The organism is Lentibacillus sp. JNUCC-1 (genome assembly GCF_009741735.1).
Lineage (GTDB): Bacteria > Bacillota > Bacilli > Bacillales > Amphibacillaceae > Lentibacillus_B.
Genome location: NZ_WHOH01000003.1, coordinates 385,830 through 404,122 on the forward strand (window position 1 = coordinate 385,830; position 18,293 = coordinate 404,122).

The window sequence follows — 18,293 nt, forward strand, 5'->3', positions numbered from 1 at the left end:
TTTGCTATTCATTTTGTAAGCGCTTTAATTATGACGCGACGGAATATTAATTTTGATTTACATAATCTGCAGGAATTTTGTTTACTTTTATTGAAATATATCTAGAAGAAGTACTTGGAATTGTCATTAAAGTGAGAAACAAAAGTGTTCACGCCCTTCTTAATAGTCAATATCCCTTCATAGCGTTTACATCTTCTCGCCAAGGAGATGAACATCATTTTCCTTTCATTGACGACGTGGAACTGTCAAATATCTTTAATCCGTATTACGAAGTCTTAAGTTTTGAGCAACTGAATAAGCCTGTAAGGTATCATCAGCAAGGCACAAACATTACTCTTGAAAATGAAAACACATTGCACCAAGCGGACTTGAAGCAACTTGCCTTTTGGAAGCCGAAAACAGTTGGAGAGATTGTATTCAATTATTGGGATTAATTTTTGCTATCAGCTAAATGAGTAATGAAGCACTTTGCCTGAATCAGGCCCCGTTTTAAACATCCGGCTGTAAAGGGGGAAGTTATTATGGCATATATTTTCGGTGGGTTAATCTTTATTTTCTTCAAAACAAATTTCAGTTTTTGGGATATCGGAGTGATTTATTACATCACCAACTTCATTGGATATGTATTGATACTCTACGGGGTAAACGAATTGGGGAGATCAAATCAACGCATTTTAAAAGTCAGACCCTATGCCATTTTTATGATTGCTCATAGTATGATCGTTTTCTTATTGAATGTTACAGGTCATTCACCGTTGACGATGGCGATGTCAACGACGCTACAATCAATAATAGCTTTAACGGGTGCTGTGTTTGTTGCTGCTGGTATGTTTATGACATTTATAATTATTTTCCAATTGGTAGAAGGTTTAACAGGCAATATGAGTGAAAAGCTCTTAGAAAATCTAATAACCATTATGATGTTAGTGTTCATATTGGCGGGTATCACTTCTATCCTTGGTTTAATGCCATTGTTAGTATCCAATATAATGGGTGCTTTATTATTGCTTGAGGTGTTATTTTTGATTCGTTATTATTACGTTTTCCTGGGGAGGAATGAATCACATACATAGAAGTTCTGTTCTGGCTGGTGGTTAATCCTTTTTCAAGTAAACGGGAGGAGGATTCAAGGTGATTAAAAAAGCTATGCCCTATGCCTTGATATTTTTTGTGACATTCACGTTATGGCAATGGTTATTCAGGCCGGAAGTTCAATGGATAGATAATATTGGCGTTTCTGTTGCTGTATTCTTAGGTTATCTATTTTTACAATGGGTAAGTAAGCCATATAAGTATAAAAAAGATGAAAGCTGAACCTTTGGCTAACCAAAGCAGTTGTTATGAAAGGACAGTGTTCTGTGTTTTTCCTTCAGTATAGGAGCGCAATGTACACAGATGATTGAACCAAAATGTAAAGCACAATTTTTAAAAGAAGTAGTCTAACTCAAGTCATTCAAGGAGCTGGTACCGTGGCGAAACTGAAAAGAAATGACCCATGCCATTGTGGGAGTGGAAAAAAGTATAAAAAGTGCTGCATGGATCGTGATGAGAAATTTTCGGCGATGCAAGCAGAAGAGACAAAACATGAGGAAATTGCACTTTTATCGTATGAGGAAGTGAATGCGTTAACAACTGACGAGATTATTGAGCAGCTGCAGCGGCTGGGCGTGCCGTTTGATGAACAGACGTTTTTGAAGGATGTTGAGCGGTTCTATTCTGCAGAAGAGGTGTCTGATCATTGGTTTGATCAATATTCCCTTGTGATTAATGGGCCAATGGAAGATTTTCCTTGGTTTGCGGCTTGGGTGCTGTGGGATAGGCTGGCACCGCGTGAAAATATTTCGATGGAGCACATGGATGATCTTATTATAAAGGGTACTGATTACTTAGAAGAAGGCAAATTCGCGTTGGCTTGTGATGAGTGGTGGAAGGTCTGGGAAGGCATCACTTATAGAATTGATCGCCGCTATAAGGACTTTGATTATTTGGATGACCAGTATAGCGGCACATTTTCCATTAGGGATTTCTTTCATGATCTGGAGTACGCGCTGCTTAATGCGGGCTCTGAGGATACCGCTTATCTTAATAAACGGATTCAATTTTGTGAGGCGTTTTGCACGTTCTTCCCTGAAGCAGATGAAGAGATTTATCATAGCATGAGACGCGCAATAATTGATTCATACGGTGAATTAGGTGATTTTGATAAAGCTGATGCTGAATGTAAGCAGTTGGCAGCCGAATTTCCTAAGAACCCATGGAGCTATACCGTATGGGGAGATCTGTTATATATCCATAAAGAACAGGACCTTCACCGGGCGAAAGAACTGTATGAAAAGGCCATCTCACTTGCTAAGGATAAAATGGACGCAGAAATGAATGAAGAACGATTAATTGATTTGAAGCAGGAGTTGTAAGGGAGGGGTAACAATGACGACGATGAGTTTAGGTGTCCCCAGTTTAATATTACTCCTTGTGCTTGCCTTGCTTGTAGGCGGGGTGTGGGCGGCAGTTCGGTTGGCGAAAAATAGATAGATGAGGTATGGGGGAGCCGTCCGCCACTCTGTTAAAGATTTAAAGTGACAGGTGATGCTCTCAATCAGGCCAGATTGTTAAACATTTTTCTTGGTTTGGAGGATATAAATGAAAAGTTGGTCAGGTTCAGCAGCAGTTTGTTTTAATGAAAACGGTGAATTATTGATGGTAAGGGCATTCGGCTCGGATGAATGGGCGGTCCCTTCTGGAGGAATAGAAGAAGGTGAAACCCCGGAGTGTTGCTGTATAAGGGAAGTAAAAGAAGAGACAGGGTATGATGTGGAAGTTATTGAAGAACTGAAAATTAAAGAGGTTACAATTCAAGGTATAGAAGTAAAAACATATTATTTTAGAGTAGAAAAAAATGGTGAGAGTGATGGTTTCGAAGACCCTGATGGTATCATAGCTGAAACCGATTGGAAGTCAACAGATGAAATAAAAGTATTAAAGCACGCCTATCCCGATGATAGGGGTTTTTTACTTCAACAATTTTAATGTAGAATCTTTAACAAAGGGGCGGTATTACAGTGTAAGGGCATTCGAGAATCGGGCCATATTGTTGAAGAAAGCTTTTTTAACTTGACAGGGGAGTTATTAGATGATAAATTTTGATTGACCAATCAAAATAAATATTATTTAATCAAAATGGAGGCTGGCTGAAGTGAGTAATAAAGTGGATGAATTTAACGATCTTCCCCGTTGGTTTCAACGTATCATCCCATTAATAAGTGTTATTTTGTCTGTACTTGTAATTTCATATGTTATGTATCTATATAACCAAGAATCATTAGAATTTATCCAATGGGTCCGTTTGATTACCTTTACCATTATGGGCGTGGTGTTAATATTTTCTGCCATTGTTTATGTGTTCAATGCAGAATTATCTTGGAAATGGTTAATAGGTGGATTAGGATTGTTGCCTATATTGCTTTTGTTACAACTTTTTATATTTCTTATGACGATTATAAGAATGATTACTAACTCAATCTTTCAAGGAAGCCTTCCTGAACCGATTCAAATGTTTATTGAAAACTACCCAAGTAAATTTGATGTGGTTATATTATCAGTACTTTTTATCGTCGGGTTATTATGGATCATTGATAAGTTGAGAAAAAAATAAGAATGAGGAAACGGAGGAACTACTATGGTGGATCAACCATCTTTTATAACAGAGGCAAGGCGAGAGCAAATCATTAAAGCTACAATTGAGGTGCTCGATGAAATCGGCTTTGTAAATATAAGCTTGGCTAAAATTGCAAAAATGGCCAAGGTTAGTACTGGATTAATCTCCTATCATTTTGAAGATAAGGAAGATGTGTTGAATAACACGTTAGTTTATTTATTAAAAATACAATTTGATTTTATAAAAGAAAGAGTATCAAAAGAAGAATCTGCATATGATCGACTAATTGCTTTCATTGATGCTTCTTTAGCTTATCAAGGAACGCATAGGGTTAATAATATCGCACTGATTGAGATTATTTTTAATGCACGTACGGAAGATAATGTTCCTTATTATAAGTTATCGACTGATGAAGAAGATCCGTTGTATGTGTATTTGGAGGAGATTTTACATTATGGACAAGAGACAAATGAGTTTTCTGAATTCAGCCCAAAGAGCCTTTCTATCATGATACAAGGAGCAATTGCTGAAAGTATGCTTATGAATGGAGAAGGATTTAACTTAGAAGCATACAAGAATGATTTAGTAAATATGGTGACAAAAATGATTAAATAGACCATTTATTATCGATTGGATTCAGTACTGATCCAAAATAAAACAACTTTATGACGAGCATCGTAGCTTACACAGGAATGTGCACATTAACACATCACTTTTAAATGACTTTATTGTCACTACACAACTCTATAAACTAGGAGAATCATTATGGCTGAGTTATATACTGATAAAGTAACTCAAAAGAAACGTGCAATATCTTTAGATATCGCACGGGGGTCTATGCTCTTTTTGATTATAATTGCACATATACCATTGTTTTTATACATGATAGAACCAGGTGTAATAACAAAAGTAGCTGGGAGTACACCTTTAGACCATTTCTTAAATTTTTTAATGGAAATTATAGTAGATAATCGCGCGCGTCCATTATTCGCAATACTGTTTGGTTATGGTCTAGTCATGATTTACCGTAAACAATGTGAAAGAATGGGTGTTGATGAAGCAAACCGCATTATAAAAAGACGATGCTGGTATTTAATATTGTTTGGCGCTATACTCGCTGGTATGGCAGGTGGACAAGACATATTAATGACATATGGTATTGCTGGACTCATAGTAGTTTCTACCTTGAAAAACGATAACAATAAGATTAAGAAATATGTGTTTATTTCCACAACCATGTGCCTTATTTATATACCAATCTTGTGGGGCGGTGTCTTATTAGGTAACCAATCTTATGGATTACCGGTAGCATTAACTGGTCAAGAAACATACTTAAATACAATGCTTGATCGACTGATATCTATACCTATTATTCCATTGTTTAATCATATCTTCTTCCCTGTTATCCCCATAGTACTAATGGGGATTTGGTTAGGAAATTTAAACTTATTAATTAAGCCACACGAGCATATAAAACTGCTAAAGCAATTAACGGTTGGTTGTTTAACTATTTCACTGGTAGGTGCCATACCACTCGTACTGATAAATGATGTTTGGTTTCCTAGTCTCTTTATCGCAGGAGTAGCATATGGTATTCATGTACTCACTGGTTTTGCCGGTGGTGTAGGCTATGCAGCACTATTTGGACTATTGGGATTAGGCATTAACTATAACGGCGTAATCGTAAAAGCAATCACAGCAATGGGGAAACGTTCATTAACATTTTTCGTCATACACGAAGTTTTGATTGTTATACTACTGTCTCCAATCGCGTTCAATTTAGGTGCATACTTAACTGTCACAACTTCCGTACTACTAGGCATCGTTATGTGGGCCGTTACGTTATCAGTCGCATATTACATGGATTGTCGTCAATTAGAAGGTCCATTAGAAAAATACATGCGTTATTTGACTTATAAAAAATGCTAAACACTATTCCATAAACGGGCGCGCGCGACAAGCTTTGCTATAAACGCTACCAAGCGTGAAAGGCGGAGAATTCATAAATGAATTCTAACTTTACAACCAAGGAAGGGAATGACGGAACCATGTTTCCCAAAACCATCCCGTCAATACTCCTGCATGCGTTGTGACTGACAGGTTACAGGGTTTGAAGTACAGGTGGATAAGGCAGAACGAAGGCTGAAGCCACTCCCACGGAGAAGGTATGCCAACGGATATGCCCTACGGCTGAAAAACTGGATATGGTGAGAATGGCTTCAAAGATATGGAGCTGACGAATAACCGAATATACAGGTCTAAAGTTTGAACATAGGGAAACTTATGTCCCATCCAACGATGGGGTGAGTGGTGTGCAGTAAAAATGCGCCCTATGAAACACGCTATACCGAACAAAGGCGGTATCCAGCTCACAGGCTTCCAGGGGACACCTAAGTTCAGTACGGATAGCTAGGTTGTAAGGGACTTGGAAAACAAGGAACGTTGAAACAAGGACTGTCATCCGAAACGTTTGCTATAAGACTTATGCCGAAGGGCATTTATCCTTGTGAGGGTAGGGGCATGACTGATGAATTTCCTGTAATGGGAATGGAGGAACAGCCCCAAGTCTAATAAAATGAAAAGTTATTTTCCATACGTGCATTGCACCGGTCGGGTAGGAACGTGGGAACATCACTCCAACAGGAGGGATGCCACAGTGCAAGCTTTACGATATTGGGATTACTACGATATGACGGAAACGTTTACGGATTTATATGATAAAAGTTTGAATCAACAAGCTTTTTCACATCTTTACGATGTTATCATATCAAGAGAAAATATCTTGCTTGCTTATCGTACTATCAAGTCCAACAAAGGGTCTAAGACACCTGGAACGGATAGAAGAACGATAAGTGATATGAAAAAATGGTCTGAAGAAAAACTCATGATGGAAATCCGAAACCAGCTAGAAAACTATTGTCCGAAAAAGGTTAGACGAAAATGGATTGAAAAAGATAATGGAAAGTGGAGACCCCTCGGCATCCCTTGTATATTAGATCGAATCATTCAACAATGTTTTAAACAAGTGCTTGAACCGATTGCGGAAGCCCAGTTCTATAATCATAGTTATGGATTTAGACCATTACGTTCTGCGCATCACGCCATGGCAAGAATTCAATCTTTAATCAATCAAGCCCATTTTCATTTTGTGGTGGACATTGATATAAAGGGATTCTTTGACCATATTAACCATACATTGCTTATTAAGCAACTATGGAATATGGGAATCCAAGACCGAAAAGTACTAGCTTGTATTGGCAAAATGCTCAAAGCTGAAATAGATGGTGAAGGAACACCATCTCAAGGCGTTCCGCAGGGTGGATTGTTATCAACTTTACTTGCAAACGTTGTGCTGAATGACCTCGACCAATGGGTTGCGGGACAGTGGGAATTCTTCCCTCTTTCCAAATCTTTTCAATCTAGGACTGGTGAAACACTAGCCAAAAAGCGTACTAATCTGAAGGAAGGCTATCTCGTTCGCTATGCGGATGATTTTAAAATTTTATGTAAGGATGGAAAAACAGCCCAAAAATGGTACCATGCCGTGAGGCTATTTCTCAAAGACCGTTTGGGACTGGATATTTCGCCTGAAAAATCACAGATAGTGAATTTACGGAAAAGAGAATCCGAATTTCTAGGATTCACCATCCGAGCTGACAAAAAGGGTAAAAAGCGTGTTGCACGCACTGGCATTAAAGCGAGTAAAAAACGCAAAATCAAAGAAGAGGCTAAGAAACTAATTCGGAGAATTAGAACCTCTCCCTCGGCAATGAATGCGTTGCTTTTCAATAGTTTTGTTTTAGGAATTCATCAATATTTCAAAAGGGCTACCAAGGTTAATCTCGAGTTTTCACGTCTTGCCTATGATTTAGGTGCGTTCATTTACAATCATCTTAGACCAGTGGGCAAATACGGTCATCCAGCTAATCCGCCACCAACTTATAAAAAGATGTATCCTAATAGATTTAAAACATTTCAAATTGCTGGTGTATATCTATTCCCACTTTCGGATGTAAAAACGTTGAATGCCTTTGGATTTACTCCAAAAATGACGCCTTTCACGGAAGAAGGAAGGAATATGATACACAAAAAGCTGCGTTCAGACATCCAAAGCGAAATAGGCTTACTCATGAAATCAACACTTCCAAACCGAAGTATTGAATACATGGATAACCGAATCAGCAGGTACAGTATGAAGATGGGAAAATGTGAAATCACAGGCGCTGAATTGCCTGCGGCTGATGTTCACTGTCACCATTATGTACCATTAAGCCTTGGCGGAAATGACCAATTTGATAATCTCCGTATCCTTCATAAAGGAATACACAAGTTAATCCATGCCACTAATAAAAAGATGATTGATGGACTTATAAAAGGATTTCAGCTTACTGGAGACATGATAAATAAAGTCAATCGTTTCCGTAGGAAATGTGAGCTTGAAACGATTTAAAAATTCCAAACATGAAGTAACGAGGAACTTATAACTCAGTATATTTTGTTAGATGGAACGCGGAGTGCGGGGAAACCTGCACGCTCCGTGTGGAGCAGGGGAAAAGCTGGAGATGACCTCAAAGGCTTACCTATTGCAAACGATTGTGGAATAAGTATTGTGTCTGGTTTTAAAAAGGGTCTTTTTTTGAAGAAGACGTGGAGGTTCAATAGGATATGGAGATTATAAATTTAGCGGAAAAACAGATGAATGGGGGCACAGACTGTAATGTCCTAAGCGGTCCGTTTTTTAGAGAATATTTTCGATCCTTCAATTCTAACGCTAATTTCGAACAAGACACCACTCAACTTATGCGACTGTATACTTTGCAAGATGTATCTGAAACAATTTCCTTTTTGGAATCAATGGCTGAAGAAGTGCTTTATCGCATTAATGACGTTCTAAATAGGGACGCTGATTTCGACATTATAGTCTTTTTTGGCGATTGCAGCTATGATGGTCACGGAATTTTAATTGACAAGCAGCCTTATGTGTTTTTCGATTTAAATGCCATAATACCACGGCTTGATTTTTATAATTTTAATGCCTTTATTACACATGAGATGCTACATGCATTACATTATTCTCTTAATCCCGATTTTTATCGGGGGAACTTTCGCGCGGTTGAAGAAAGGTATCTAAAGTTATTACTTTCTGAGGGGATAGCCACGCACCTTAGTTATGTCATATCAGAGGAAAAAATAGAAGATACTTATTGGTTTGGTTATCTTAAATCAGAACACGTGTGGGATTGGGTGAAAAACTGCGAAACAATGAAAGCTGATACTGGAGCCGATTTGCATCGGGCAATTGATGCAGGCAAATTAGATAACACCTTGTATAACCGCTTATTTGGCATTGAAGATTTTACAAAGCTTACTTCATACCGGACAGGTTACTACTATGGTGCAGAAATTGTTAAAGATTTTCTGGCAGATAGAGAAGATGTGAATGAAGTATTAACGCTTGATTATAGTAAAGCAAAAGATATAATACATGATTATTTTTGATCTTTGTTTCAAAATGTCTTGCAAAACCTAGAAGCAGTTGTGGAAGAAGCACTGTGCCTGAATCGGGTCAGTTAATGAAATAACATGCTTAAAATAACCAGTCAGGGGAGTTAACGCGTAATATGTATCTATTAAATTTTGGGAGTGAATATAATGGATAATATTGAGCTGAAAAGTTTAGTACCTGAGTTTCTAGAGTTTTACAAAAAGGCAGAGCGTGAGGGGATAGACAGTGAACAGCGGTGGAAATTATGGAAGGAATATTATAATTTTGCAGCAGTGCCTCCCGGGAAGGAAGGGGAAAAGCTTGCACGGGTATTATTGGATGAATCTTGGGATAAATACAGTCAGAAGATCAATTATATAAGTAATTGGACATTGCCTCATTATCAAGAAGTCGACCAATATCTAACGAAGATAAAAACCTTATTAGGGTGTGAACAGCCAATCAACTTAGTATTGATTTATTTTGTTGGCGCGTTTGACAATAACCCTTTTGTAGCCCCATACGATGAAGGGCGATTAGCATTGTGCCTTCCAATAGAAACTGAAGTCTCAGATATCACACTTCCTCACGAACTCACGCACATAGTACATTCAAGAACCGCGAGCTTGAAGGTAGAATGGGAAAGAACGATTGCCTCACTGATATTACAAGAAGGATTAGCAACGCAGGTCAGTAAATACATAATCCCAGGAAAAGAAGATAAATATTATATTGAACATAAAGACGGTTGGTTTGAGTCTTGCAATTCTAAGAGAAATGATATTTTAAAGGGGATACTTCCGTATTTAGAGGATTCTACATCGGAATCTCTATTTAAATTCACATTTGGTATGGGGACTACAGATACTGAAAGAGAAGCATATTTTGCCGGGTGGGAAATTGTAAATGGTTTGCTGGAAGAAGGAGTAACTTTTAGAGAAATTGCATCTGTCCAAGAAGATGAAATGCCTGATTACTTGCTTGAAAAATATCCTATGTTACTCAATTAACGGAATGCAGTTGGTGTAGAATGAATGTGGTTCAAGCGGCTTATATTGGTGAGGAGTATATTGCTAAGACCGTCTTATTATGCACCGTGCCATGGGGGGAGATTCTTGTGCTTCCTTTTTATGGTGTGGAAGCATCGGATCCGTTCACATGCTTCCACTATGTATGGAATTTTCATAGTAGGAACTTTCTCCATTATGATTAATGATTTGCCAAGCCATTCTCAACACAATGCAGGGTATACCTGATCAAGAAATAAATGAATGTATTATTCAAATTATCGTATCGCTATCACATATTAAACAAGGGGGTATAACTTATGGAAGACCAAAACTTATTCAAGATTATGGATGTACCCGGGTTTGATCAGAAAATAGGCGAATTAGTTTCTATGATGAATTACGCAAGATTTACCACCCTAAATGCAGTAAAGGGACTTACTGTGGAACAGCTCGATTATCTACAAGACGAGAACAGTAATACCATAGGTTCACTTCTCTTGCATATGGCAGCTGTTGAGTTTGGTTTTCAGGTTGAAATATTCGATGAGAGAAAACCAAATGATGAGGAAAAGAAGAAATGGGGAGCAGCATATGCACTCGGGATCGAGGTCGTCAGGAGATAAAAGGACAACCCCTTGAGTATTATTTAGAGAGGCTTGATAAAGTGCGGGAGAGGACGTTGAGAGAATTGAAAAGTCGTAGTGATGAATGGCTATATGAGGAAAGACCTTGGGACGGACTGCCTTCAAACAACTTTTTTATTTGGTTTCATGTTTTTGAAGATGAGATAAACCATAGAGGTCAAATACGATGGTTGAGAAGAAGGGCAGAAGAAAGCCTTTAACAACAAATAAAGGGAGATTAATATATGTTGAATGGAAATAAGGTGTTATCACAGGACCAGCGTGGAGAACTACTCAGAACTTTGAAGGACCGTTTTGAGAAAAAAATGCACCGCCATGATAGTCTTGAGTGGGCTAAAGTACAAGCTAAGCTCGAGACTGATGTTGAAAAAATGTGGTCGCTCAATGAAATGGAAAGAACCGGTGGTGAACCGGATGTTGTTGGCTATGATGAAAAAACGGATGAATACATTTTTTACGATTGTTCATTAGAAAGTCCAGAAGGCCGCAGAAGCGTTTGTTATGATCGTAAAGCACTTGAGTCAAGAAAAAAGAACAAACCAGAAAATAATGCTATTGATATGGCGTCTACCATGGGTATTGATCTTTTGACGGAAGAGCAGTACCGGGAGCTGCAGAAACTTGAACATGTCGATTTGAAAACATCAAGCTGGGTGCAAACACCTGCCAATATTAGAAAGCTTGGCGGGGCAATCTTTTGTGATCGCCGCTACGATACAGTCTTTGTATACCACAATGGAGCGCAATCCTATTATTCTGCAAGGGGGTTTCGTTGCTCGCTAAGGGTGTAAATTTTGCATGGGGAGCTGAGCATTGCGCTAGAATTGGGCCATTTAATGGAATAAGACTTTCTGAATAACGATGAGGATCGTGCAAGAAGCCAATATTATTTAAAACAAAGCATATTGCCTAGTATAGGATTGTGATGCTTACTACAGTTCGTCACTCCACCTTGCCGATGTATTGCAGTTTGACAGTGTTATAGAGTATTCAATAATTTCATAGGTAATCATTTATAGCCAGTGTATGGATTCTGCACTTGGGCCAATCTTGAATAAAAATCAGTGTTCAATAGGTTTGCTAGTTGAAATAAAACAAGAAGAAAAAGATCTGGTTGACAAGACTTAAATGAATTTCCGGATAATCCAATTTAATTTGTGGTCGAAAGGTTAAGGAGATCATTTCATGACAAGTTACGTATCATTGTGGTTAGGAGTATTTCCAGATTTTGAAGCGGTAGATCAATATATGGAGGTTAAATACACTGAAGATGGAGATAGCATTCCCTCTGATTTTGAAAAGGATTCCCGGTTGGGATATTACGACAGAGTTACTGTAGAAAAAGATTGGATGCCGGATGCAGGTGACGAAATAACAAAAATGTTAGCAGGCTTTTCCTATGACGACCAAATCATCAGCCAGTTTATGGGAAGTAAAGTGACATCTCGATATAACACAATGATCTTAGTGTACGGTTATAATTATTATGATGAAAGTAGTGTTATTAATTCGATAGATAGTAAGAGTTATAAGATTGATTATATCGGTAACGCGGCTTATAAACATGAATAATTTATCGAGATTCGCGGGGGAGGTGTTTGAATGGAGAAAGTAAGTCATGAACCGTTTCAATATACGAATCGGCGACAAAAATCAGAAAAAGTATTTGGCTATATTATTTTGATTTTATTTGGTCTGGGCTCTTTAGGGGCGATTTTCTTCGGTGTTTATTTACTCTTTCTTGAAAATGATGAATGGATTGCATCATGTTTCTTAATCCCTAGTGGGTTGCTATTGCTATGGATTGCTTGGATAGCATATGTTCATAATGTCAGGAAAAAAGACATTATATACGACTATGTTCTCTATGAAAATGGAGTCGCCGAAGAATGGCATGATCAGAAAGGGAACAAGGTTAAAGAAAATCAGATCACTTTTGGTGATATGGATAAGGTGCTTATTGGTAATTATGTTGATCGCATGCCCGGGGGAAAGGGGCGTATTGATTATTTCAGATTCGGTGTATTGGTCATTGTTATGTATCAAAATAACTATTTTATGCAGCACATTTTCCAAGCTGATGAGTTAACGGTATGGCTTAGCAGAATGAGAGATAAAGACATTTCTTTATTTTATACACCCTATGATTTAAAGCAGGCATTTTTAGACCGCGCGCAATTCGATATAGATTTCAATAATATTAAGGGTATTCCCTGGGAGGAAGTTGAGCAAGAACCCCGGTTGGCCAAGAGATGCATAGCAATCCATTTACAGAATGGCAAGATGAAGACATAAAAGAAATGAAAAAGAATAGAATACGGAAACGCTCTAGGCGGGTGGATTGGTATGTGACGGCCGCAATATTTATCTATGCGCTGTTTACCGGTGCAGTCATTTTGCCACAGGTGCCACTGGATGACGGAACATTCGATGTCGCGTCTGATCTTTTCTTTTCCGCTGTCTTATTGGTGAATTTACTCATCCCTGTTATTTTTGTTTACTGGCGCAGCTATACAAAGTGGTATATGCCGTTTAGTTACTTTTTGTCCGCATCGTTCGGGAATTGTTTGGCTTTGGTTTTAGTCCATTTGTTTTCTTCCGGGCCATCTTTATATGGAGCAGCACTATTTACAAATGTTATGTTCCTGATCTTGTTGTGGTATCCAGCGCTAGCTATTATAAAGCTGGCAAAAGTCGTTATTATGTTCATATACAGACATAATTTGATTTAACTTCCTTTAACTTATGAGCGATTTTCAAAATCAAGGGGACGGACGGTTCTTATGCTTCCTCTTTATAGTGTGGAAGCATGAGAACCGTATCCATGCTTTCACCTGCATTAAACAGAGCTTTTCTTCATAGTATTTCAAGCAACATTCAGCGAACGATATCATCTTTTTCATCGAAATAAAGGGTTCCATCGACCTGCATTTCCGCATAAAAAATTTGGTCCAATGAGTTGATTCCAGCCTGTTTCATCTGCTTTTCAATCCAGTCCATATTCAGGCCTAAGTCAGTTAGATTTTGTCTGTTCACCGTTCCGTCAGAAATGACCTCGGTCCCAATCGGATATACGTTTGGTGTCGCGCCGGGGAGGTTCATGTCGCCTTTAGTGACGCACTGCTTGATTTCCTTTTTCATAACGGAAAGTTTTCCGCTCGTCTCGAAAATGGCATATTCTACATCAGATATGAAGAAAATATTTTTTTGCCTGAGCAGGGCGATCAGGGAATCAATGTCTAAGCGGGCGCTGCGCAAAGAATCCTCCATAATTTTCCCGTTTTTAATAACAATAAGCGGGGCGCCTGTTGTCAGTTTGCGTGCTTTCCTTGATTTGATGTCGATATATCCCATTAGCAGTGTAAATAAAGCCCATCCGACCAATGCAATAATACCGTTTTGAATGCTTAGGTTTTCACTGGTTACAAGTGTTCCAGCAATGGTTCCAATAGCAATCGCCGAAACAAAGTTAAAAAATGTCATCTGACTGATTTCTTTCCTGCCCATTATTCTTGCTAAAGCAAAGAGCAGTATAAATGATAACACGATTCGAAGTACCAATTGATTAATCTCCATTTATATCCCCGCTTTTCCTGTTACATTATTCGAGTATATATTTCACCTCTATTGTGTGTTGATGCTACGTGAATATTCATCTTTTTGAAGGGTGGGTAAATCGAGGGATCCTATAAATAAAGACATCTCCTAGTTCATCGTTATTTCGTATTACATGTTGTATAATAAACATAACATTCAAAGGAAACAGTTTAGACAGAACTCATAATATCAGGCATAAGTTCCAATCGGATGCAGCACTACAAAATGCAACCGCTTTAATTGTTAAGTGGGCTCAAACGGATGGTGAAAAACATAAAAGAGCTAAAGTGAAAATGGTTATGGGGGGTCAGTCCCCCACTCCGCAAAAGCTTTAAACCGTCAGGGGACTAACCCCGTTCTCTGCTGATATTACAAGAAGGTTTAGCAACGCAGGTCAGTAAATACATAATCCCAGGAAAAGTAGATAAATAATATATTGAACATAAAGACGGTTGGTTTGAGACTTGCAAATCTAAAAGAGATGATATTTTAAAGGGGATACTTCCGTATTTAGAGGATTCTTCATCAGACTCTTTATTCAAATTCACATTCGCTATGGGGACTACAGCTACTGAAAGAGAAGCATATTTTGCCGGAAGAAGGGAGTAACTTTTAGAGAAATTGCATCTGTCCAAGAGGAGGAAATGCCTGATTAACTTGCGTGAAAAGTATCCTATGCTACTCAATTAACTGAATGGAGCTGGTGTAGGATGAATGTAGTTCAAGGGGCTTATACTGGTGAGGAGTATATTGCTAAGAGCGTCTTATAATGCACCGTGCCATAGGGGAGACTCTTGTGCTTCCTTTTTATGGTGTGGAAGCAGCAGAGCCGTCCCGTTGTTTAGTCTGTTGCTCTCGTTCTGAGGTGTTTTGCTCACGTATGTGGTGGAGTTGCTCTCGTTCTGAGGTGTTTTGCTCACGTAAGTGTCGGAGTTGCTCTCGTTCTGAGGTGTTTTGCTCACGTAAGTGTCGGAGTTGCTCCCGTTCTGAGGGGCTTTGCTCACGTAAGCATCAGATTTACTCCCGTTCGCAATAGACGGCAGGTTCTTTTTTATTACCGGCCTTGTTTTCATAAACAGTTATTGGACCATACAGCTTTTTAGTTCTAGATGAGTTTTTATCCGAATCGAAGAATGGAGAAAATCAATCATAAAAACATCCATCGATCTAAAAGATGAAGAATGAGAGAATCAGGAGTAGTCAATCTTAAATAATCAACTGGTCGGCCATTTTGTTGAGAAAGGGGAGACTGACTTATGAAGAGAAATATTATATATTTTGTAGCAGGTCTCTTAACTTATTTCTTGGTATCTACTCTAATAGGATTTTTGTAAAAGTCAATTTAGGAAGCTCGGCTATCGGGCGCAAAAACCCTGCAGGTCAACTCTCTGCAGGGTTTTAATTTATCTAAGGCACTGGGAAACCGTTCCTTGGGTAGAATGTGTTCTTCCTTGGATAGAATGCATGCTTCGTTTGATAGATATTGATCTTGCTTTGATAGACAGGAATTCTCGTGTGCTAGAAGAGGTTCTTGCTTTGATAGACGGGGATTTTCGTTTGATAGGCAGTATTTGACTACTAAGGAAGAAGAGCAGCCGGACTGGATTGGAAGGCGCATGGGTGTAAACGGTGCCAAGCTGACAACTTGGCTTGATGAAAGCAAACTCCATTATTACACGGATGAATATTTGTATGGTACAGGAAAACATCCAATGGATATTATGTCTGACTTATTGAAAAAACTAAATCAGGATAAAAAACGAATCGGTGTCGAAATGGGGAGCTATCACTTTTCAGCCATCCAGTATGAAACCTTGAAAAAGCGGCTGCCTGATGCGACTTTCTGTGATGCGACAACTTTAGTCGGCAATGTACGGATGATTAAGTCGAATCAGGAATTGCATTATATGCGGAATGCTGCCAACAATGCAGAGCATGCCATGCAGACGGCGCTTGAATCACTGGGTAAAGGCGTTCCTGAAAACCAAGTCGTGGCAGATATTTATCAAGCACAGCTGACAGGATTTGAAGGCGTGGACGGGGATTATCCGTCTATCGTTCCATTTTTGCTCTCTGGTGTGAAAACATCAAGCCCGCATTTGACATGGGGAAATGGCGTTTTTAGAGGGGATGAACTGGTTACGCTTGAGCTGGCAGGTGTTCATAAACGGTATCACTCGCCGCTTTCCAGAACGTTTAAATTAGGGAACCTTTCAGAAGAGGAAAAGCATCTGGCAGACGCAGTGAAATATAGTCTTAACACGACATTAGAGGCCATTGAACCAGGAAAAACGTGTGGTGATATTACCCGAGTGTGGGTCGACGCGATTAAAGAATACGGTCATGAAAAATATGATCGACTTGGGTATTCGGTTGGTTTTAGTTATCCGCCGAACTGGGATGAAAATACAGCCAGTATCCGTTTGGAAGATCAAACCGTTCTGCAGCCAAATATGACCTTTCACTTAATCCCAGGCATTTGGGAAGAAGATCGAGGTGTCGAACTGAGTGAAACGTTTGTTGTGACGGAAGATGGTTGTGAAACATTAGCTGAATTTCCGCGTAAAGTGTTTGAAATATAAGGAATTGAAAACGCATTCAAATTTTAAATAACATCATCAACTCATTATGAAAGAAGAGATGATTAACTTGGCTCAACGTAAAAAAATCACAAAACAAGCAGAAGAACTAAAAGCGGATTTAGTCAGTTGGAGAAGACGATTTCATAAATACCCTGAACTCAGTTTTGAAGAGCATGAGACTGCTTCGTTTGTGGCAGACCAATTGAATCAGATTGACGGAATGAAGGTACAGACTGAAGTTGCAGGAACAACTGGTGTTTTAGGCACCCTGACTTCTGGTGAAGGACCGACGATTGCAGTGCGCGCTGATATGGATGCATTGCCCATCACAGAACAAAGCAAGAAAGATTATGCCTCTCAGAACGAGGGGGTTATGCATGCTTGCGGACATGATGCGCACACCGCTATTTTATTAGGCGTAGCACATGTGCTGGGAGAAAAAATTCAGCAAAAAGCTATTAAAGGCACCGTGAAGCTGCTTTTTCAACCGGCTGAGGAAAATCCGGATCATAAAGGCAATACCGGGTCGAAATATGTGGTAAGTGAAGGTGTGTTTCAGGATGCGGATGCGGCTTTCGCACTTCATATGTGTCCTTGGCTGGAAGCGGGTGAAGCCCAATTAAATGCCGGATACAGTATGGCGAATAACACTATGTTTAAAGGCACCATCACCGGCAGCGGTGGTCATGGCGCCTACCCGCAGCAGAGCCAGGATCCGCTTTGGATGAGCGGGCCTGTCATGCAGGCACTCTATGGGATTGTTGCAAGGCGGGTTTCGCCGCTAAAAGCCGGTGTCGTGACGGTCGGTAAGTTTCACAGTGGCTCTTCTACAAATGTCATTCCGGAAAAAGCAGAAATCGAAGGAACGATCCGGAGTTACGATCCACAGGTGCAGACATTTTTAACGGATAAAGTGAAACAGGCTTTTTCGGTAGCAGATTCTTTAGGCGGGCAAGCGGATGTAGACATCACGCATGGCGAACCTCCATTAGACAATCATCCTGATGTCATTGATTGGTTAAAACAAACCATTCAAGAGAACTATCCCGATTTTTCGATTCATGAAGGGCCTTATGGATTAGGAAGTGAGGATTTTAGTTATGTGACTCAGGAAATGCCGGCTGCGATGTTTTTCCTCGGCTGTAAAATAGCAGGGGATAAAGAGCGGGACTTGCATACCTCAGATTTTGACATTGATGAGGCTTGTCTCCCTTATGGCGTTTCCATTTTAGTAGAAACAGCTTTAAGGTATCTGGACGGCACTTACAATTTAAACACGGGAGAAAAATAACGAGACAGCCAATCGTTTTATAAGAGGTG

18 protein-coding genes and 1 pseudogene are annotated in these 18,293 nt (G+C 39.3%); 18 read left to right on the plus strand and 1 reads right to left on the minus strand.

What is annotated here, in order from left to right:
- Positions 1–77: 77 nt before the first annotated feature.
- The 16 genes and pseudogenes from JNUCC1_RS12360 to JNUCC1_RS12435 all read left to right on the plus strand — a co-directional run bounded on the left by JNUCC1_RS12360 (position 78) and on the right by JNUCC1_RS12435 (position 13,526).
- Positions 78–434 carry a hypothetical protein gene (locus JNUCC1_RS12360; RefSeq protein ID WP_156645772.1) on the plus strand — a complete coding sequence of 119 codons (357 nt, stop codon included), beginning with the start codon at positions 78–80 and terminating at the stop codon, positions 432–434.
- 87 nt (positions 435–521) lie between these two features.
- On the plus strand, positions 522–1,073 hold the full coding sequence (locus JNUCC1_RS12365; RefSeq protein ID WP_156645773.1) for a hypothetical protein: 552 nt from the start codon (positions 522–524) through the stop codon (positions 1,071–1,073).
- Positions 1,074–1,131: 58 nt separating this feature from the next.
- Positions 1,132–1,314 (plus strand): hypothetical protein, encoded by a 183-nt coding sequence (locus tag JNUCC1_RS12370; protein WP_156645774.1) that lies wholly within the window; start codon positions 1,132–1,134, stop codon positions 1,312–1,314.
- Positions 1,315–1,469: 155 nt separating this feature from the next.
- Positions 1,470–2,414: a YecA family protein gene (locus JNUCC1_RS12375; protein WP_331713776.1), complete on the plus strand. Its 945-nt coding sequence runs from the start codon at positions 1,470–1,472 to the stop codon at positions 2,412–2,414.
- 226 nt (positions 2,415–2,640) lie between these two features.
- Entirely contained in the window at positions 2,641–3,027 is a 387-nt protein-coding gene (locus JNUCC1_RS12380) for an NUDIX hydrolase (RefSeq protein WP_156645775.1), read from the plus strand.
- A gap of 166 nt (positions 3,028–3,193) precedes the next feature.
- On the plus strand, positions 3,194–3,652 hold the full coding sequence (locus tag JNUCC1_RS12385) for a hypothetical protein (protein WP_231784206.1): 459 nt from the start codon (positions 3,194–3,196) through the stop codon (positions 3,650–3,652).
- Between the two features lie 24 nt (positions 3,653–3,676).
- Entirely contained in the window at positions 3,677–4,270 is a 594-nt protein-coding gene (locus JNUCC1_RS12390) for a TetR/AcrR family transcriptional regulator (protein ID WP_156645777.1), read from the plus strand.
- 150 nt (positions 4,271–4,420) lie between these two features.
- Positions 4,421–5,584 (plus strand): DUF418 domain-containing protein, encoded by a 1,164-nt coding sequence (locus JNUCC1_RS12395; protein WP_156645778.1) that lies wholly within the window; start codon positions 4,421–4,423, stop codon positions 5,582–5,584.
- 727 nt (positions 5,585–6,311) lie between these two features.
- A complete protein-coding gene (ltrA, locus tag JNUCC1_RS12400; protein WP_331713660.1) occupies positions 6,312–8,105 on the plus strand; it encodes a group II intron reverse transcriptase/maturase in 1,794 nt (597 codons plus the stop codon).
- Between the two features lie 215 nt (positions 8,106–8,320).
- Positions 8,321–9,154 carry a DUF5700 domain-containing putative Zn-dependent protease gene (locus tag JNUCC1_RS12405; RefSeq protein ID WP_156645779.1) on the plus strand — a complete coding sequence of 278 codons (834 nt, stop codon included), beginning with the start codon at positions 8,321–8,323 and terminating at the stop codon, positions 9,152–9,154.
- Positions 9,155–9,307: 153 nt separating this feature from the next.
- On the plus strand, positions 9,308–10,150 hold the full coding sequence (locus JNUCC1_RS12410; RefSeq protein WP_156645780.1) for a hypothetical protein: 843 nt from the start codon (positions 9,308–9,310) through the stop codon (positions 10,148–10,150).
- Between the two features lie 317 nt (positions 10,151–10,467).
- Positions 10,468–10,994, plus strand: a pseudogene (locus JNUCC1_RS12415) (DinB family protein).
- A gap of 24 nt (positions 10,995–11,018) precedes the next feature.
- On the plus strand, positions 11,019–11,585 hold the full coding sequence (locus JNUCC1_RS12420; protein WP_156645781.1) for a DUF4256 domain-containing protein: 567 nt from the start codon (positions 11,019–11,021) through the stop codon (positions 11,583–11,585).
- 394 nt (positions 11,586–11,979) lie between these two features.
- Positions 11,980–12,366: an immunity 22 family protein gene (locus JNUCC1_RS12425; RefSeq protein WP_156645782.1), complete on the plus strand. Its 387-nt coding sequence runs from the start codon at positions 11,980–11,982 to the stop codon at positions 12,364–12,366.
- A 30-nt stretch (positions 12,367–12,396) separates the two neighbouring features.
- Positions 12,397–13,089, plus strand: a complete 693-nt coding sequence (locus JNUCC1_RS12430) for a hypothetical protein (protein ID WP_156645783.1) — start codon at positions 12,397–12,399, stop codon at positions 13,087–13,089.
- Positions 13,047–13,526, plus strand: a complete 480-nt coding sequence (locus JNUCC1_RS12435; RefSeq protein WP_197431732.1) for a hypothetical protein — start codon at positions 13,047–13,049, stop codon at positions 13,524–13,526. Before JNUCC1_RS12430 ends, JNUCC1_RS12435 begins: the two co-directional genes overlap by 43 nt.
- Positions 13,527–13,671: 145 nt before the next feature.
- Here JNUCC1_RS12435 and JNUCC1_RS12440 read toward each other — a convergent pair whose 3' ends face one another.
- The gene (locus tag JNUCC1_RS12440) at positions 13,672–14,370 is read right to left on the minus strand and encodes a YetF domain-containing protein (protein ID WP_156645785.1); all 699 of its coding nucleotides are present in this window, start codon (positions 14,368–14,370) and stop codon (positions 13,672–13,674) included.
- A gap of 1,592 nt (positions 14,371–15,962) precedes the next feature.
- Between JNUCC1_RS12440 and JNUCC1_RS12445 the strand changes: the two genes are divergently transcribed.
- Complete coding sequence (locus JNUCC1_RS12445) at positions 15,963–16,973, plus strand: M24 family metallopeptidase (protein WP_156645786.1); 1,011 nt, start codon at positions 15,963–15,965, stop codon at positions 16,971–16,973.
- A gap of 46 nt (positions 16,974–17,019) precedes the next feature.
- Positions 17,020–18,264: a M20 metallopeptidase family protein gene (locus JNUCC1_RS12450; RefSeq protein ID WP_231784207.1), complete on the plus strand. Its 1,245-nt coding sequence runs from the start codon at positions 17,020–17,022 to the stop codon at positions 18,262–18,264.
- Positions 18,265–18,293: the final 29 nt, after the last annotated feature.